A 17,994-nucleotide genomic window follows, 5' to 3' on the forward strand; every position below is an offset into this window, starting at 1 on the left:
GTCATGGGGGTACCCCCTGCTCGAGCGAAGTCGAGAGCTTGGGGGAGTTTGAGGACGAGCGCGCAGCGCGATCGGGAGAGGCCCGTCTCACCCGAGGGGGAACACCCGGCCAAGGCGCCCACGCCAGCAAAAATCGCCGTGATCGGCGGCGGCCCCGGTGGCCTCTACGCCGCCGCCCTGCTCAAGCGGCTCGACCCGGACCGCGAGGTCACCGTCTGGGAGCGGAACGCGCCGGACGACACCTTCGGCTTCGGCGTCGTGCTGTCCGACGAGACCCTCGGCGGCATCGAGCACGCCGACCCGGTCGTGTACGCGGCGCTGCAGGAGGAGTTCGTCCGCTGGGACGACATCGACATCGTGCGCGGCGGCACCCGCCACACCTCCGGCGGCCACGGCTTCGCCGCGCTCGGGCGGCGCGCGCTGCTCGCGATCCTGCACGAGCGCTGCCGCGACCTCGGCGTGGACCTCCGCTTCCGTACCGAGGCCCCGCCCGCGGCCACCCTCGCCACCGCGTACGACCTGGTGATCGCCGCGGACGGCGTGCACAGCCTCACCCGCGAGACGCACCCCGAGGCCTTCCGCCCCACCCTCACCAGCCACCGCTGCCGCTACATCTGGCTCGCCGCCGACTTCGCCTTCGACGCCTTCCGCTTCGAGATCGCCGAGACCGAGCACGGCGTGATGCAGCTGCACGGCTACCCCTACGAGGCCGCGACGGCCACCGCCCCCGGCGCGTCCACCGTCATCGTCGAGATGCGCGAAGAGGTGTGGGAGGCCGCCGGGTTCGCCGACCTCGACGCGGCCGCGTCCGTCGAACGCTGCGCCAAGCTCTTCGCCGACGCCCTCGGCGGCCGCCCGCTGCGCTCCAACAACTCCTCCTGGCTCACCTTCCGCACCGTCGTCAACGCCCACTGGTCGCACGGCAACACCGTCCTGCTCGGCGACGCCGCCCACACCGCGCACTTCTCCATCGGCTCCGGCACCAAGCTCGCCGTCGAGGACGCCCTCGCGCTCGCCGCGAACCTCCAGGAGCAGCCCGACATCCCCGCCGCACTCGCCGCGTACGAGACCGAGCGCCGCCCCGTCGTCGAGTCCACGCAGCGCGCCGCCCTCGCCAGCCTGCAGTGGTTCGAGGAACTGCCGACGTACCTCGGCCAGCCGCCGCTGCAGTTCGCCTTCAACCTGCTCACCCGCAGCCGCCGCGTCACCCACGACAACCTGCGGCTGCGCGACGCCGGCTTCACCGAGGCCGTCGAGCGGGACTTCGGGTGCCCGCCCGGTACGCCGCCGATGTTCACGCCGTTCCGCTTGCGCGGCCTCGAACTCCGCAACCGCGTCGTCGTGTCCCCCATGGACATGTACTCCGCCGAGGACGGCGTGCCCGGCGACTTCCACCTCGTCCACCTGGGCGCGCGGGCGCTCGGCGGGGCCGGTCTCGTCATGACCGAGATGGTCTGCGTGAGCGAGCGGGGCCGCATCACCCCCGGCTGCGCCGGGCTCTACACCGACGAACAGGCCGCCGCCTGGACCCGCATCGTCGACTTCGCCCACACCCAGGCGCCCGGCACCGCCCTCGGCGTCCAGCTCGGGCACTCCGGCCGCAAGGGCTCCACGAAGCTGATGTGGGACGGCATCGACGAGCCCCTGCCCACCGGCAACTGGCCGCTCGTCGCCCCCTCACCCCTCCCGTACACCCCCGCGAACCAGACCCCCCACGCCCTGTCCGTTTCCGAACTCCCCGCCATCCGCGAGGAGTTCACCGCCGCCGCCCGGCGCGCCGCCGCCTGTGGCTTCGACCTCCTCGAACTCCACTGCGCCCACGGCTACCTCCTCTCCAGCTTCCTCTCCCCCCTCACCAACCACCGCACCGACGCCTACGGAGGTTCCCTCGAGGCCCGCCTCCGCTTCCCCCTCGAAGTCTTCGACTCCGTCCGCGACGTGTGGCCCGCCGACCGGCCCATGACCGTCCGCATCTCCGCGACCGACTGGGCCGACGGCGGCAACACCGCCGACGACGCCGTCGCCGTCGCCCGCGCGTTCGCCGCGCACGGGGCCGACGCCGTCGACGTGTCCACCGGGCAGGTCGTCGCCGACGAGCGGCCCGCCTACGGGCGCTCCTACCAGACGCCCTTCGCCGACCGCATCCGCAACGAGACCGGTGTCCCCGTCGTCGCCGTCGGCGCCATCTCCTCCTGGGACGACGTCAACTCCCTCCTCCTCGCGGGCCGCACCGACCTCTGCGCCCTCGCCCGCCCTCACCTCTACGACCCCCACTGGACCCTCCACGCCGCCGCCGAACAGTCCTACTCCGGCCCCGGCGCCCCCTGGCCCGCCCCCTACCGCGCGGGCAGCCGCCGCCCCCAGACGGGCCGCACGGACGCGCCGAAGCCGCGGTTGTCGCTGGGGGGTTGAGGGTGCGGGCCTTGCCGTGGGCTCCGCCCCCAGACCCCCACTCCTCAAACGCCGGAGGGGCTGTCTCTAGCCCGTCCGGCGATTGAGGACGAGGCGCGGAGCGCCGATCAGGGGGGTCCAGGGGGCGCAGCCCCCGGTTTCGGAGAAGGGGCGGGACTGGGGCGCCCCGCGAGGCCCCGCACCCTCAACCCACCCCCGCCACAAACCCCCTCCCCGCCTCCCCGAGGCGTTCGTCCAGGGCCCGGAACACCTCCGCCGAGCGCCGACCGGGCCAGTCCTCCGGCAGGAGGTGCGCGGGGAGGCCGGGATCGGCGTAGGGGAGGTGGCGCCAGGAGTCGAGGGCGAGGAGGTGGTCGCGGTAGGCCTGTTCGGGGGGCGTGTCCGGGCGGGACTGCCAGGCGCGCAGGACGGGTTCGTGCCGGTCGAGGAACGCCTCGTGCTGCTTGGCGAGAGAGGCGAGATCCCACCACCGCCCCACCGCCTCGGCGGTCGGCGCGAAGCCGAGGTGCTCGCCGCGGAACAGCTCGACGTACGGGGCGAGTTGCAGCCGTTCGAGGGTGTGCCGGGTCTCCGCGTGATGGTGGGCGGGGGCGATCCACACGCCGGGCGCGGCGCTGCCGAACCCGAGCCCGGCGAGCCGCGACCGCAACACGTGCCGCTTGCTGCGCTCGGCCTCCGGCACGGAGAACACGGCGAGCACCCAGCCCCCCTCGTCCGCACGCCGATCGGCCCACGGCCAGTAGATGCGGCGGTCGCCGTCCTCCAGGAGCTGCCGGGCGTCGGGGGAGAGGGCGTACCCCGCCGCCCCGGTGGCGGTGCGCGCGGGCAGCAGCAGCCCGCGCCGCTTCAGACGGGACACGGAGGACCGCACGGACGGCGCGTCCACGCCCACGGGCGCGAGGAGCCGTACCAGTTCGGCCACGGCCACGGGGCCGGACGCGGCCCGGCCGTGCGCCCCGTAGAACGTGACGATCAGGGACCTGGGAGTGTGCTGCTCGGACACGTGATCACTCTAGGCCCCGGACCCCGGCCCGGGCTCGCGGAGCCGGAAGCGCTGGAGCTTCCCCGTCGCCGTGCGCGGCAGCGTCTCCAGGAACACCAGCTCCCGCGGGCACTTGTACGGCACCAGCTCCGCCTTCACGAACTCCCGCAGCCGCTCCGCGTCGGCGACCGCCCCGGCGCGCAGCACCACGTACGCCACGACCACCTGCCCGCGCCGCTCGTCGGGACGGCCCACGACCGCCGTCTCCACCACGTCCGGGTGGCGCAGGAGCGCCTCCTCGACCTCCGGGCCCGCGATGTTGAACCCGGCCGAGATGATCATGTCGTCCGCGCGGGCGACGTACCGGAAGTAGCCGTCGCTGTCGCGGATGTAGGTGTCGCCGGTGACGTTCCAGCCGTGGCGCACGTACTCCCGCTGCCGGGGGTCGGCCAGATAGCGGCAGCCGACCGGGCCGCGGACCGCGAGGAGCCCCGGTTCGCCGTCCGGCACGGGCACGCCCGCCTCGTCGACCACGCGCGCGTGCCACCCGGGCACGGGCAGCCCCGTGGTGCCGGGGCGGATCGCCTCGTCGGCGGCGGAGATGAAGATGTGCAGGAGTTCCGTCGCGCCGATGCCGTTGATGATGCGCAGGCCCGTGCGTTCGTACCAGGCCTGCCAGGTCGCGGCCGGCAGGTTCTCGCCCGCGGACACGCAGCGGCGCAGGGAGGCGAGGGCCGCGGGAGGCGCGGGGGACCGCTCCGCGGTCTCGTCCGGCGCGGGCGCGGGCAGCTCGTCCAGCATCGCCCGGTACGCCGTCGGCGCCGTGAACAGCACGCTCACGCCGTGTTCCGCGATCGCGGGCAGGAGCTGGCGCGGGCCCGCCTGTTCCAGGAGCAGGGACGAGGCGCCGACCCGCAGCGGGAACACGACCAGGCCGCCGAGGCCGAACGTGAAGCCCAGCGGGGGGCTGCCCGCGAACACGTCGTCGGGCCCCGCCTTGAGGACGTGGCGCGCGAAGGTGTCCGCGATGGCGAGCACGTCCCGGTGGAAGTGCATACAGCCCTTGGGGCGGCCCGTGGTGCCGGAGGTGAACGCGATCAGGGCCACGTCGTCGGCGGCGGTGTCCACGGCGGCGTACGCGGCCGGGGGGCGGGCCGCCGCGCGGGCGACGAGGTCGTCGGGGCCCTCGCCGCCGTACGTCGTCACGGCGAGGCCCGGCACCCCGGCCTTCGTCAGGTCGTCGACCGCGCGGGCGTCGCACAGGGCGTGCGAGACCTGCGCGATCTCGCAGATCGTGGCCAGCTCCTGGGTGCGCTGCTGGGCGAGGACGGTCACCGCGACCCCGCCCGCCTTCATCACCGCGAGCCAGCACGCGGCGAGCCACGGCGTGGTGGCGCCGCGCAGCAGCACGCGGTTGCCGGGGACCACCCCGAGCTCGTCGGTGAGGACGTGCGCGATCCGGTCGACCTGCTCCTGGAGCCGTCCGTACGTCCAGACGGCGCCGTCGGCCGTCCGGAACGCGGGGCGGTCCGTGCCGTGCCGCAGGGCCGAGCGGTCGAGCAGTTCCGTGCCGCAGTTGAGGCGGTCCGGATAGTGCAGCTCGGGCCGGTCGCGGACCAGCGCGGGCCACTGCTCGCGGGGCGGCAGGTGGTCCCGCGCGAACGTGTCGACGTGGCCGGATGTCTCCATGGTGCCTCGCCCCTTTGCCGGTCGGGCGTAGTGGTGCGCCAGCCAGACGAGCGTATCGTGATGGTGACGACAGTCAACGGTGCGCGATAAACGCGATGGAGCGGCGCGCGAGGGGAGAGGACCGGGATGACCGCATTCTCGCTCAATCCGGAAGAGATCGCCCGGTGTGAACGGCTGCGGGAGCTCACCGCCGAGCGGCTGCTCCCCCTCGCCGACAAGGGGGACCCCGGCCGGGTGAACCGCCCCCTGGTCCAGGAGCTGGGCGAACTGGGGCTCCTGGACGCCCTGTTCGACTCCGGGGCGCTCGACCTGTGCCTGCTGCGGGAGTCCCTGGCCCGCGGCTGCACGGAGGCCGAGACCGCCCTCGCCCTCCAGGGCCTCGGCGCCCACCCCGTGCACGCGTACGGCTCCCCCGCGCAGCGCGAGCGCTGGCTGCCGCCCGTGCGCGCGGGCCGTGCCGTCGCCGCCTTCGCCCTCTCCGAGCCCGGCGCGGGCTCCGACGCGGCCGCCCTCGCCCTGGCCGCCGAGCCCGACGGATCCGGGGGCTGGCGTCTGACCGGCGAGAAGTCCTGGATCTCGAACGCCCCCGAGGCCGACTTCTACACCGTCTTCGCCCGCACGACCCCGGACGCGGGCGCCCGCGGCGTCACCGCCTTCCTCGTCCCCGCCGACCGCGCGGGCCTGACCGGCGCCCCCCTCGCGATGCTCTCGCCGCACCCCATCGGCACGCTCGCCTTCGACGGCGTCCGCGTCGGCGCCGACGACGCCCTCGGCGACCGCGACCGCGGCTTCCGCGTGGCCATGACCACCCTCAACCGCTTCCGGCCCAGCGTCGGCGCGTTCGCCGTCGGCATGGCCCAGGCCGCCCTCGACGCCACCCTCGCGCACACCGCGGGGCGGGACGCCTTCGGCGGCAAACTGAAGGACCTGCAGGCGGTGTCCCACCAGGTGGCCGAGATGGCGACGCGCACGGAGGCGGCCCGCCTGCTCGTGTACGCGGCCGCGGCGGCGTACGACCGCGACGAGCCGGACATCGCGGGGCGCGCGGCCATGGCGAAGCTGTTCGCCACGGAGACCGCCCAGTTCGTCGTCGACACCGCCGTCCAGCTGCACGGCGCCCGCGCCCTGCGCCACGGCCACCTCCTGGAGCACCTGTACCGCGAGGTGCGGGCCCCGCGCATCTACGAGGGCGCGAGCGAGGTCCAACGAGCCGTCATCGCCAAGGAGTTGTACGGCGGGCGGGCGGCGGGAGCGGGGGCCGCCGACCCGGCGGCCCGGGGGCAGGGGTAGCGTCCGGGACCGCGGCACCGAACGCGGCAGCGGCAACTCCAGCGCACGTGACCACGAAGGAGCGCACCACCGCATGAGCCTCGACCGACTCAACCCCGCCGACCTCTCCCCGCCCACCGGCTTCTCGCACGCCGTCGTCGCCACCGGCGGTCGTCTCGTCTTCCTCGCCGGCCAGACCGCCCTCGACACCGACGGCAAGCCCGTCGGCGGCAGCCTGCCCACCCAGTTCGAGCTGGCCCTCACCAACCTCCTGGCCGCCCTCACCGCCGCGGGCGGCACCCCGGCCGACCTCGCCCGCGTCACGGTGTACGCCACCGACGTCGCCGACTACCGCGCCCACGCCCCCGAACTCGGCCGGATCTGGAAGCGGTTGGCGGGCCGCGACTACCCCGCGATGGCGGTGATCGGCGCGGTGCGGCTGTGGGACGAGGAGTGCCTGGTGGAGCTGGACGGGATCGCGGTGGTCGACTGATGCCGCAGGTCGAACTCGGCGTGGGCCCGATCGCGTACGAGGACAGCGGCGGTGACGGCGTGCCCGTCGTCCTAGTGCACGGGCCCGCCCAGGACGGCACGGTGTGGCGGCACGTCGTCGACCGGCTCGGCGCCGCCTTCCGCTGCCTGGTGCCGACCCTCCCGTACGGCAGCCATCGCCTGCCGCTGAAGCCGGGCGCCGCGCTCACGCCGCGCACGATGGCGCTGCTCGTCGGCGAGTTCGCGGACGCCCTCGCGCTCGGCGACGAGACGGTGTTCGTCGAGAACGACGGCGGCCGGCTCCAGCAACTGGTCACGGAGCGGCCCGAGCGCGTGGGCCGCCTGGTGATCGCGGGCTGCGAGGCCTTCGACAACTATCCGCCGGGCGCGGGCGGCAAGCTCCTCGACGTGGCGTCGAAGGTCCCCGGCGGCATCGCCCTGCTCGCGCACGTCCTCGCCGTCCGCCCCCTGCGACGCGTGCCCGGCACCGGGTACGCCGTCATGGCCCACCGCCCCGTCCCGCACGACCTGATCGACCACTGGATCGAACCCCTGCGCAAGAACCCCGCCGCGCGCCGCGTCCTGGTCGACTACCTCCGGTCCGTCACCAGGACCGACATGATGGCGGCCGTCGAGGGCCTGCGCGTCTACGACCGCCCCGCCCTGGTCGTCTGGGGCAGACAGGACCGCATGATGCCCCCCGAACACGCCCGCAGACTCACCACACTCCTGCCCAAGGGCCGCCTCGTGGAACTGGACGACTGCGGCACACTGATCCCCCTCGACCGCCCGGACGGCCTGGCCGACGCGATCCGCGAGTTCGTGGACGAGAGCTGAGGGGGCCGGACGGCGTCCGGCCCACCCCGACCTCACTCCCGCCGTGCGAACCTCCGCGAGGAGAACGCCGCGTCGTCCTTCCCGCTCACACCGTCCGTGACCCACCAGTGCGTCGGCGCCGTGCCAAAGGCGTCGTGCAGCCTCGTCGACGTCCAGGACAGGACCACCTCGTCCTTGCCGTCCCCGTCGAAGTCGGCGGCGGCGTGCACCTGCTGCGTGCCGCTGGACGCGGGGATGCGCGTGCCGTCGACACGGGCGGGCGGCCTGCGGACCAGGTGCCCGAGGCGCCGGTCGCCGTCGATGAGGACAGGGTTCCGCGGCGCGTCGCGCAGCAGCGTGTCGCGGCCGTCGCCGTCGGGGTCGACGGCCGTGTACGCGCCCATGCGGGCGCCCTCGGGCGGCAGGTAGGTGCGCACGGCGCCGTCGCCGCCCGGGTAGACGGCGTAACTGCCGTGGACGTCGGCCGACTCCTTCGAGGCGTTGGGCTCGTCGTTGCGTTCGCCGTCGTCGCCGACGGCCAGGTCACGGGTGCCGTCCCCGTCGAAGTCCCCGAAGGCGTGGCCGTTCCCCTTGCGCACGAGGCGGCTCGTGGTGGCGAGGCCGCCACCGGGGCGGGCGGCGAAGTACTCGCCCGCGGACTGCTCGCCGTCGTTGCCGTAGTGCAGGAACAGGCCGGTGGTGCGGGGCTTGCCCCCGGTGGGCAGTTCGTCCGCGTACAGCTTGCCGTACGACGTCGCGCCCGCCCGGGACAGGGGGAGCCGCTCCGTGCGCGCCGCCGCGCCCGCGCGCGTGAACGGGCCGAACAGCAGCACCACGGCCGTGCCGTCGGCCCGCAGCCCCGCCAGGTCATGGCGCCCGTCGCCGTCGAAGTCGCCGCGCACCGTCTCCTCGTAGCCCTCCACCGCGTCCGGCGCGGGCAGCGGGAGCCGGGTCGCGGCGCCGGTGCGCCGGGGTCCGCCGGGGCCGCCCCACGTCACGTACTCGATCCTGCGCAGCACCGATCCGTTGCGGACGCGCTCCTCTTCGGGCACCGCCTCGCTGCCCCGGCTGAGGAAGTCGGGGAAGCCGTCGTCGTCCAGGTCGACGGTGGTCTGCGGGAGCAGCGCCCCGGTCGCCGGGGACTCGACGTCGGGCAGGCCGAGCTCGCGCGCCGAGTACACGCTGCGGATCGTCGGATCGAGGCCGCGCCTGGTGCCGAAGACCACCGCGAGGTGGGACGGCGCGCCGCCGGTCTTCCGGGGGTCGGGACCCGCCACCGGCAGCAGGAGATCGCGGTGGCCGTCGCCGTTGATGTCGTCCGGGTCGCCGGAGCCACGCCCGGGTGCGGGCGGACGGCTCTCGGTCGGCACGACGTCCGGGGCCCGCGAAGCGGACGCGCCCCGGCCGGACCTGCCGGACCCGTCACCGTCGGAGCCGCCGGAGCCGCACCCCGCGAGCAGGACGAGTGCGGCACAGACGGCGAACGGGCGGGTCACGGCGGCAGAAGGCATGGGGCACACCTTCACACCGGGACCCGCCCGGACTCCAGCGACGGCCGGTAACGACCGGTCAGGACGCCTCAGATGTCCCGGAACGTCTCGATCTGCGCGCCGACCGAGTTCAGCCGCTCCGCCAGCTCCTCGTAGCCGCGGTTGATCACGTACACATTGCGGAGCACCGACGTGCCCTCGGCCGCCATCATCGCGAGCAGCACGACCACGGCGGGCCGCAGCGCGGGCGGGCACATCATCTCGGCGGCGCGCCAGCGCGTCGGGCCCTCGACCAGGACGCGGTGCGGGTCGAGCAGCTGGAGGCGGCCGCCCAGGCGGTTGAGGTCCGTCAGGTAGATCGCGCGGTTGTCGTAGACCCAGTCGTGGATGAGGGTCTTGCCCTGGGCCGCCGCCGCGATGGCCGCGAAGAAGGGGACGTTGTCGATGTTGAGCCCCGGGAAGGGCATCGGGTGGATCTTGTCGATGGGCGCCTCCAGCTTGGAGGGGCGCACGGTGAGGTCGATGAGGCGGGTGCGGCCGTTGTCCGCCGCGTACTCCGGCGACCGGTCGTGGTCGAGGCCCATCTCCTCCAGGACCGCGAGCTCGATCTCCAGGAACTCGATCGGCACCCGCTTGACGGTCAGTTCGGACTCGGTGACGACGGCCGCGGCCAGCAGGCTCATCGCCTCGACCGGGTCCTCGGACGGCGAGTAGTCCACGTCCACGTCGATGGTCGGCACGCCGTGCACGGTCAGCGTCGTCGTGCCGATGCCCTCGACCTTGACGCCGAGCGCCTCCAGGAAGAAGCACAGGTCCTGGACCATGTAGTTGGAGGAGGCGTTGCGGATGACGGTCGTGCCGGCGCTGCGGGCGGCGGCGAGGAGGGCGTTCTCCGTCACCGTGTCGCCGCGCTCGGTCAGGACGATCGGGCGGTCGGGCGTGACGTCGCGGGCGACCTCCGCGTGGTAGAGACCCTCGGTCGCGGCGATGTCCAGGCCGAAGCGGCGCAGCGCGATCATGTGGGGCTCGATCGTGCGGGTGCCGAGGTCGCAGCCGCCGGCGTAGGGCAGCTTGAAGTGGTCCATGCGGTGCAGGAGCGGGCCCAGGAACATGATGATCGAGCGGGTGCGGCGGGCGGCCTCCGCGTCGATGGCGTCCATGTCGAGCTTCGCGGGCGGCACGATCTCCAGGTCGACGCCGTCGTTGATCCAACGGGTGCGCACGCCGATGGAGTTGAGGACCTCGAGGAGGCGGTAGACCTCCTCGATGCGGGCGACGCGGCGCAGCACCGTGCGGCCCTTGTTCAGGAGCGACGCGCACAGCAGGGCGACGCAGGCGTTCTTGCTCGTCTTGACGTCGATGGAGCCCGAGAGGCGACGGCCGCCGACGACCCGCAGATGCATCGGACCGGCGTAGCCGAGCGAGACGATCTCACTGTCGAGCGCCTCGCCGATACGGGCGATCATCTCAAGGCTGATGTTCTGGTTGCCCCGCTCGATGCGGTTGACGGCGCTCTGGCTGGTGTTGAGCGCCTCGGCCAACTGCGCCTGAGTCCAGCCACGGTGCTGCCGGGCGTCACGAATGAGCTTGCCGATGCGTACGAGGTAGTCGTCTGCCATGGGTGCAGGCTATCTCAGATATGAGATGGCGTACGCGCTGGGGTGGGCCATTGGTGGAGTGACCGGTTCCGAACGGAGCGCGCGGCCCCGCTCGCGCCCGCGGGAGCCGCCCGGCGCCCGGGAGTTGAGCCGGGCCGCACCAGGGGCCCGGCTCGCCGCCCCGCGCTCAGCCGCAGCCGCAGGTCACCCGGGGCCGCCCCGCCGCCCGCGTCACCCGAGCGGCGGCAGCGCGCCCCGACGGCGACTCGCCGTCGTGCACCACTCTGCCCCCGCTCAGCGTGAGACGCACCTCGGCGCCGCTGATCTCGGCCACCGGACACCGCGTCACATCGCGGTCGAGCAGCACCAGATCCGCCTGCTTGCCGCACTCGACGGTCCCGGTGAGATGCGCCATGCGGAGCTGCCGCGCGCTGCCGAGGGTGTGCGTGAGCAGCGACGACGTCCGGCTGATGCCCTCCTTGGCGCGGTAGAGGTCGCCCTCTCCCTCGGCGTCCGTGCCGCGCCGGTCGACGGCCGTGCGGACCTGGTTCCACACCTGGAGCGGGTCGACGGGCCAGTCGGAGCCACCCGAGAGGTGCGCGCCGTGCGCCTGCAGGCTGCGCGCCGGGTACAGCCAGCGGTGCCGGGCCGCGCCGAGATAGGGGAGCAGCGCGTCCACCGTCCAGGCGTTCCGCGTCGCCCATTGCAGCTGCATACAGGCGACGACGCCGAGTTCGGCGAACCGGGGCAGATCGGCCGGGTCGACGAGCTGGAGGTGCGCGATGGTGTTGCGGACGTCACGGCGGCCGGTGCGGCGCAGGGCGTACGCGTATCCGTCGAGGGCGGTGCGCACGGCCCGGTCGCCGATGGCGTGCGCGTGCAGTTGCCAGCCCTCGGTGTTGAGTACGGCGGTGAGGCGGCCGAGGTCGGCGGCCGTCACATACAGGTCGCCGCGGTGGTCGGTGGGCCTGCCGTCCTTGTCCAGATAGGGCTTCAGGAGCGCGGCGGTCTGCGCCGGGTACTCGATGACGCCGTCGAGGAACACCTTGACGGTCCCGAACCGCAGCCCGGGCACCCCGTCGAACTCGTCGCGCAGCTTCTTCGCGTACGCAACCGAGGCGCGCGGGTCCTTGGCCTGCTCGGAGGTGAGCCGGAGCGCGGGCACGACCCGCTGCGGCAGCTTGCCCGCGGCGGCGAGCGCCCGGTACAGGGCCAGCTCGTCCTCACCCGTCACCGCCTCCATGAACGTGGTGATCCCCGACGCCGCCGCCTCGGCGAACACCTTCGCGGCCGCGGCCACGAGCGCGGCCTCGTCGGGCTCGGGGATGTGCCGGGACACCAGGTCCTGCGCGTCGTCCTTGAGCACGCCGGTGGGCTTGCCGTCGGCGCCCTTCACGATCTTGCCGCCGACGGGGTCCGGCGTGGCGGCGGTGATCTTCGCGATGTCCAGGGCGCGCTGGTTGACCCACATGTTGTGGCCGTCGGCGCCGCGCAGGGCGACGGGGCGGCGGGTGGGCAGGGCGTCGAGCATCGAGTGGTGCGGGGCGGTGCCGCGCGGGAGCAGCCCCACGGGGTTCCAGTCCTCCACGACGAGCCATCCGTCGGGCTCGCCGCCCCCGCCCTCGCCCGAGGTCTCCTTCAGGAACCCGGTGAGGGTCTGCTGCAGCTCCGCCACGGTCTGCTCGGCCCCGTCGAGCGACGGCCGGAGCGAGCGCGCGGCCGCGTCCGTCGGGTGGGCGTGCCCGTCATGGATCCCGCTGAGCAGGCTCCCGCCGCGCCCGTCGACGACCTCGGTGTCCCGCCCGGCGAACCGCCGCACCTCGGCGTCCGACCCCACGGCGAGGATCCGCCCGTCCCGCCCGACGGCGACCGCCCGCGCGGGCCCGGAGCCGCGCACGCCGGTGAACACGCGGGCGTTGTGCACGACTAGCGCGGCACGGTGGCGGGCCCCGCGCCCGGCCGATGCGGCGCCCGAGGCGGCGGCGGGGACACCGGCCGCGGCGACGAGCCCGGCGGCGCCGGCGGCACCGGCGGCGGCGAGCAGGCTGCGCCGCGCGACGGGCGAGGAGGGCGCTGGCGGCGCTGGCGGCGCTGACAACGCGGGCGGTACGGACGGCGCTGGCGGCGCTGACAACGCGGGCGGTACGGACGGCGCTGGCGGCGCTGACAACGCGGGCGGCACCGACGGCGAGGACGGCGCCTTCGGCGCGGGCGATGCGGACGGCTCGGCGGCTTCGGCAGACATGGGCACTCCAAGGCGCATACGTCGACGGGGCAGTGACCGCACGTTCGGTGAGTAACCCGTTAACCAGAACCCACCCCGGACAACGAATTCCGCACCCCTCCCTCACGGCCCCCGTCCGTACGATGACCCCGTGCCGGACAGCCGACCGACCCTCGCCGATGTCGCGCGCGCCGCCGAGGTGTCGACGGCGACCGTCTCGCACGCGCTCAACGGCACCGGGCGGCTCGCCGACGCGACCCGGCGGCGCGTCCGCGCGACCGCGACCGCGCTCGGCTACGGCGCCCCGCTCAGGGGCCCGCGCACCCGCACGCTCGGCATCGCCGTCACCACGTTCCCGGGCCCCTGGAACTACACCGAGATCGCCTACTTCTCCCGTGCCGTCACCGCGGCCACCGCCGCCGCGCACGCGCACGGGTACGCGGTCACCACGCTGCCCGCGCACCGGGTCGCGGACGCGGCCTGGCACACGCTCGCCGTCGACGGCATGCTCATCGCCGACAGCCCGCCGGGTGACCCGATGGCACGGGCCCTGCGCGCCCGCGGCATCCCGGTCGTCTTCGACGGCGTCCCCGGCGACGTGCACGAGGGCGACCACTGGATCGACAACGACCACACCGCCACCACCCGCGAGGTCCTCGGCCATCTCACGGCCGCGGGCGCCCGGCGCGTCGCCCTGCAGTCGGGCAGCGGCACCGAGACGTACGCGCGCGTGGTGACGGAGACGTACGAGGAGTGGTGCGCGGAGCGCGGCGTCGTGGCGCGCGCCGTGCGGTTCGACGTGGCCGACGCCGAGGGCCGGGCCTTCGACGCCCTGCTCACCGGCACCGACCGCGTGGACGCGGTGTACGCCGCGTACGACCCGGGCGGCCGCCAGTTCCTCGCGGCCGCGCGCCGCCACGGGCTGCGGATCCCCGACGACCTGCTGCTCGTGTGCGCCAGCGAGGACCCGGGCTACGCGCGGACCGCGCCGCCCGTCAGCACGGTGAGCCTCAACCCGGAACTCATGGCCCGCGCGGCCGTGGCCCGTCTGGTCGCCCTGATCGAGGGCGCCGACCCGCCGGCGCCGGGCCCGGCCGTCGTCCCGGCGGCCCTGCACGTGCGGACCTCGTCCCGGGGCACACGGCGGCCGAACCTTCGGTGAGGGCGTCGACCGGGGCCGGGCGAGGCGCGACAATGGCCGTCGCAAGGCGCTGGGTCTCACGGTCGGCCAGGGGGAGCGGATGACGGGTGGACAGCTGCCGGAAGGCCCCGGGCGTGGCCGGCGGGCCGAGTTGCCGACGGGCGGGAACAGCCTGGTGCCGCGGCGCCCGGAGCCCCTGGAGGTCGTGCCGTCGCTCCATGAGCCCGGCGGCTTCCCCGTGGACGACTCGTTCCCCGACCGGCAGGCGTGCTGGGACATGCTGGGGGCCGGGGTCAAGGACAGACTGCGGGCGAAGGCGGGCACGGTCCTCGAGTGGTGGGCGCGCGTGGACCACGAGGGTCGCGTCAGAGCCACCGTGTTCGGGACCGACGGCCTCTGCCGTGCGACCCCGGTCGTCAGGAACGGCAAGTGGGTCTACCTGGTCGAACGCCTGCGACTTGAGCCGGGCGCGATGCGGCGGCAGTCGTTCGACGGAGCGGCACCCAAGAGCCGGGCCGCGGGCTGGTCCCGGGTCCTGCGCCGCCCGGGGGCCGACAGCCATCGGCAGCAGCCGTCGCCGGCCGCCGTCGCGCGGCCTCTGAGTCTGGACGACGAGACCAGGGGCGTTCTGGGGAACTTCCCCGTCGAGGTGCAGGAGTTCCTGCAGCGTCCCTTCGTACGGGACGACCGGCGCGTCTTCCCCGACTGGTACTACGACGAGACGGTCGAATTCGCCCATCAGCGGGTCTTCGTCGTCTTCTGCCTCTCCGCCGACCGCCATGTGACGGTCGCCTCGGGCACCCGCATTCTGCCGCGCGGCAGGTCCCTCGACCGCGCGCAGTGGGACATCGAGTGCACGCTCGCGCCGGTGCGCCGCACCTGAGCGCGGCCCGCGGGCGGGCCGTGCGAGCGCACGCCGGACCGCCGCTGTGACAGGACAGCGGGGCGCGCCTCGTCGCGACGGCGGGTGATGTATTAGAGTTATCTCGACATCGAGATATCTGCCGAGGCGCGCCGCAGCCGCACGCCTTCGCCGCATCCGCCGGTAAGGGTTACCTAACTTAGCCTTACCTTAGCGGATCGGCGAGAAGCGGTGACGGCAGGATGCGGTGGACTGCGCACATATATGAAGGAGACTGTCGTGTCGGCGAACAGCTTCGACGCCCGCGCCACGCTGCGCGTGGGCGACGAGTCGTACGAGATCTTCAAGCTGGACAAGGTCGAGGGCTCCGCACGCCTTCCCTACAGCCTGAAGGTTCTCCTGGAGAACCTGCTCCGCACCGAGGACGGCGCGAACATCACCGCCGACCACATCCGCGCGCTCGGCTCCTGGGACTCCCAGGCGCAGCCGAGCCAGGAGATCCAGTTCACGCCGGCCCGCGTGATCATGCAGGACTTCACCGGCGTGCCGTGTGTCGTGGACCTCGCCACGATGCGTGAGGCCGTGAAGGAGCTGGGCGGCGACCCGGCGAAGATCAACCCGCTGGCCCCGGCCGAGCTGGTCATCGACCACTCCGTCATCGCCGACAAGTTCGGCACGAAGGACGCCTTCGGCCAGAACGTCGAGCTGGAGTACGGCCGCAACAAGGAGCGCTACCAGTTCCTGCGCTGGGGCCAGACCGCCTTCGACGAGTTCAAGGTCGTCCCGCCGGGCACCGGCATCGTGCACCAGGTCAACATCGAGCACCTGGCCCGTACGGTCATGGTTCGAGGCGGCCAGGCGTACCCCGACACCCTCGTCGGCACCGACTCGCACACCACGATGGTCAACGGCCTCGGCGTCCTCGGCTGGGGCGTCGGCGGCATCGAGGCCGAGGCCGCGATGCTGGGCCAGCCGGTCTCGATGCTCATCCCGCGCGTCGTCGGCTTCAAGCTGACCGGCGAGCTGAAGCCGGGCACGACCGCCACGGACCTGGTGCTCACGATCACCGAGATGCTGCGCAAGCACGGCGTCGTCGGCAAGTTCGTCGAGTTCTACGGCGAGGGCGTCGCCGCCACGTCGCTGGCCAACCGCGCCACCATCGGCAACATGTCGCCGGAGTTCGGCTCCACCGCCGCGATCTTCCCGATCGACGGCGAGACCCTGAACTACCTGCGTCTGACCGGCCGTTCCGACCAGCAGGTCGCGCTCGTCGAGGCGTACGCCAAGGAGCAGGGCCTCTGGCTGGACCCGGCCGCCGAGCCGGACTTCTCCGAGAAGCTGGAGCTGGACCTCTCCACGGTCGTCCCGTCGATCGCGGGTCCGAAGCGTCCGCAGGACCGCATCGTCCTCGCGAACGCCGCCCAGCAGTTCGCCGTCGACGTGCGCAACTACGTCTCCGAGGACGAGGAGGCGGGCAAGGAGTCCTTCCCGGCCTCCGACGCCCCGGCCTCCTCCAACGGCGTGCCGTCCCGCCCGACCACGGTCACGGCCCCCGACGGCTCGACGTACGAGATCGACCACGGCGCCGTCACGGTCGCCGCGATCACGTCCTGCACCAACACCTCGAACCCGTACGTGATGGTCGCCGCCGCGCTCGTCGCGAAGAAGGCCGTCGAGAAGGGCCTGACCCGCAAGCCGTGGGTCAAGACCACCCTCGCCCCGGGCTCGAAGGTCGTCACCGACTACTTCGACAAGGCGGGCCTCACCCCGTACCTGGACAAGGTCGGCTTCAACCTCGTCGGCTACGGCTGCACCACCTGCATCGGCAACTCGGGCCCGCTGCCCGAGGAGGTCTCGAAGGCCGTCAACGACCACGACCTGGCCGTGACGTCCGTCCTCTCCGGCAACCGGAACTTCGAGGGCCGCATCAACCCCGACGTCAAGATGAACTACCTGGCGTCGCCGCCGCTGGTCGTCGCGTACGCCATCGCGGGTTCGATGAAGGTGGACATCACCAAGGACGCGCTCGGCACGGACCAGGACGGCAAGCCCGTCTTCCTCGCCGACATCTGGCCGACCGAGGCCGAGGTCAACGACGTCGTCGCCAACTCCATCGGCGAGGACATGTTCAACAAGTCCTACTCCGACGTGTTCGCGGGCGACGCCCAGTGGCAGGCCCTGTCGATCCCGACCGGCAACACCTTCGAGTGGGACACCGAGTCCACCTACGTCCGCAAGCCCCCGTACTTCGAGGGCATGCAGATGGACCCGGCCCCGGTCACGGACATCTCCGGCGCCCGCGTCCTCGCCAAGCTGGGCGACTCGGTCACCACCGACCACATCTCCCCGGCCGGCGCCATCAAGGCCGACACCCCGGCCGGCCAGTACCTCACGGAGCACGGCGTCGCCCGCCGTGACTTCAACAGCTACGGCTCGCGCCGCGGCAACCACGAGGTCATGATCCGCGGCACGTTCGCCAACATCCGCCTGCGCAACCAGCTCGCGCCGGGCACCGAGGGCGGCTTCACCCGCGACTTCACGAAGGCCGACGCCCCCGTCTCCTTCATCTACGACGCCTCGCGCAACTACATCGAGCAGGGCACCCCGCTCGTCATCCTGGGCGGCAAGGAGTACGGCTCCGGATCGTCCCGCGACTGGGCCGCCAAGGGCACCGCGCTCCTCGGCGTCAAGGCCGTCATCACCGAGTCGTACGAGCGCATCCACCGCTCGAACCTCATCGGCATGGGCGTCCTGCCGCTCCAGTTCCCCGAGGGCCAGTCGGCCGACTCCCTCGGCCTCACCGGCGAGGAGACCTTCTCCTTCACCGGCGTCGAGGAGCTGAACAACGGCACCACCCCGCGCACGGTCAAGGTCTCCACCGACACCGGCGTGGAGTTCGACGCGGTCGTCCGCATCGACACCCCCGGCGAGGCGGACTACTACCGCAACGGCGGCATCATGCAGTACGTGCTGCGCAGCCTGATCCGCAAGTAAGCGGTCAGGGACGGCAGTTGAGGGC

12 protein-coding genes are annotated in these 17,994 nt (G+C 73.4%); 7 read left to right on the forward strand and 5 right to left on the reverse strand.

Features of this window, described 5'->3' with window-relative positions; all coding sequences use genetic code 11:
* Window positions 1-3: 3 nt before the first annotated feature.
* On the forward strand, window positions 4-2,412 hold the full coding sequence (locus tag AB6L24_RS35255) for a bifunctional salicylyl-CoA 5-hydroxylase/oxidoreductase (RefSeq protein ID WP_405662239.1): 2,409 nt from the start codon (window positions 4-6) through the stop codon (window positions 2,410-2,412).
* A 184-nt stretch (window positions 2,413-2,596) separates the two neighbouring features.
* On the opposite strand, the gene AB6L24_RS35260 is transcribed toward AB6L24_RS35255, so the two are convergent.
* The gene (locus AB6L24_RS35260; protein WP_405662241.1) at window positions 2,597-3,415 is read right to left on the reverse strand and encodes a PaaX family transcriptional regulator C-terminal domain-containing protein; all 819 of its coding nucleotides are present in this window, start codon (window positions 3,413-3,415) and stop codon (window positions 2,597-2,599) included.
* A gap of 9 nt (window positions 3,416-3,424) precedes the next feature.
* On the reverse strand, window positions 3,425-5,083 hold the full coding sequence (locus AB6L24_RS35265) for an AMP-binding protein (RefSeq protein ID WP_405662243.1): 1,659 nt from the start codon (window positions 5,081-5,083) through the stop codon (window positions 3,425-3,427).
* A gap of 126 nt (window positions 5,084-5,209) precedes the next feature.
* Here AB6L24_RS35265 and AB6L24_RS35270 point away from each other — a divergent pair, with 126 nt between their 5' ends.
* From AB6L24_RS35270 to AB6L24_RS35280, 3 genes are all read left to right on the forward strand, one after another.
* Entirely contained in the window at window positions 5,210-6,373 is a 1,164-nt protein-coding gene (locus tag AB6L24_RS35270) for an acyl-CoA dehydrogenase family protein (protein WP_405662245.1), read from the forward strand.
* 73 nt (window positions 6,374-6,446) lie between these two features.
* Window positions 6,447-6,845 carry a RidA family protein gene (locus AB6L24_RS35275; RefSeq protein WP_405662247.1) on the forward strand — a complete coding sequence of 133 codons (399 nt, stop codon included), beginning with the start codon at window positions 6,447-6,449 and terminating at the stop codon, window positions 6,843-6,845.
* Window positions 6,845-7,681 carry an alpha/beta fold hydrolase gene (locus AB6L24_RS35280; protein WP_405662249.1) on the forward strand — a complete coding sequence of 279 codons (837 nt, stop codon included), beginning with the start codon at window positions 6,845-6,847 and terminating at the stop codon, window positions 7,679-7,681. The genes AB6L24_RS35275 and AB6L24_RS35280 overlap by 1 nt, the downstream gene beginning before the upstream one ends.
* Window positions 7,682-7,713: 32 nt before the next feature.
* Here AB6L24_RS35280 and AB6L24_RS35285 read toward each other — a convergent pair whose 3' ends face one another.
* From AB6L24_RS35285 to AB6L24_RS35295, 3 genes are all read right to left on the reverse strand, one after another.
* The gene (locus AB6L24_RS35285) at window positions 7,714-9,171 is read right to left on the reverse strand and encodes a hypothetical protein (protein ID WP_405662251.1); all 1,458 of its coding nucleotides are present in this window, start codon (window positions 9,169-9,171) and stop codon (window positions 7,714-7,716) included.
* A 68-nt stretch (window positions 9,172-9,239) separates the two neighbouring features.
* The gene (locus AB6L24_RS35290) at window positions 9,240-10,769 is read right to left on the reverse strand and encodes a UDP-N-acetylglucosamine 1-carboxyvinyltransferase (protein WP_380860597.1); all 1,530 of its coding nucleotides are present in this window, start codon (window positions 10,767-10,769) and stop codon (window positions 9,240-9,242) included.
* A gap of 166 nt (window positions 10,770-10,935) precedes the next feature.
* Entirely contained in the window at window positions 10,936-12,846 is a 1,911-nt protein-coding gene (locus AB6L24_RS35295) for an amidohydrolase (protein WP_405662254.1), read from the reverse strand.
* Window positions 12,847-13,123: 277 nt separating this feature from the next.
* Between AB6L24_RS35295 and AB6L24_RS35300 the strand changes: the two genes are divergently transcribed.
* The 3 genes from AB6L24_RS35300 to acnA all read left to right on the forward strand — a co-directional run bounded on the left by AB6L24_RS35300 (window position 13,124) and on the right by acnA (window position 17,969).
* A complete protein-coding gene (locus AB6L24_RS35300; protein WP_405662256.1) occupies window positions 13,124-14,134 on the forward strand; it encodes a LacI family DNA-binding transcriptional regulator in 1,011 nt (336 codons plus the stop codon).
* Between the two features lie 79 nt (window positions 14,135-14,213).
* Window positions 14,214-14,996: a hypothetical protein gene (locus AB6L24_RS35305; RefSeq protein ID WP_405662258.1), complete on the forward strand. Its 783-nt coding sequence runs from the start codon at window positions 14,214-14,216 to the stop codon at window positions 14,994-14,996.
* A 258-nt stretch (window positions 14,997-15,254) separates the two neighbouring features.
* Window positions 15,255-17,969: an aconitate hydratase AcnA gene (gene acnA / locus AB6L24_RS35310; protein WP_405662259.1), complete on the forward strand. Its 2,715-nt coding sequence runs from the start codon at window positions 15,255-15,257 to the stop codon at window positions 17,967-17,969.
* Window positions 17,970-17,994 lie beyond the last annotated feature (25 nt).

The sequence above is a fragment of the Streptomyces sp. RK9 genome, assembly GCF_045070545.1.
Classification (GTDB): domain Bacteria; phylum Actinomycetota; class Actinomycetes; order Streptomycetales; family Streptomycetaceae; genus Streptomyces; species Streptomyces alboflavus.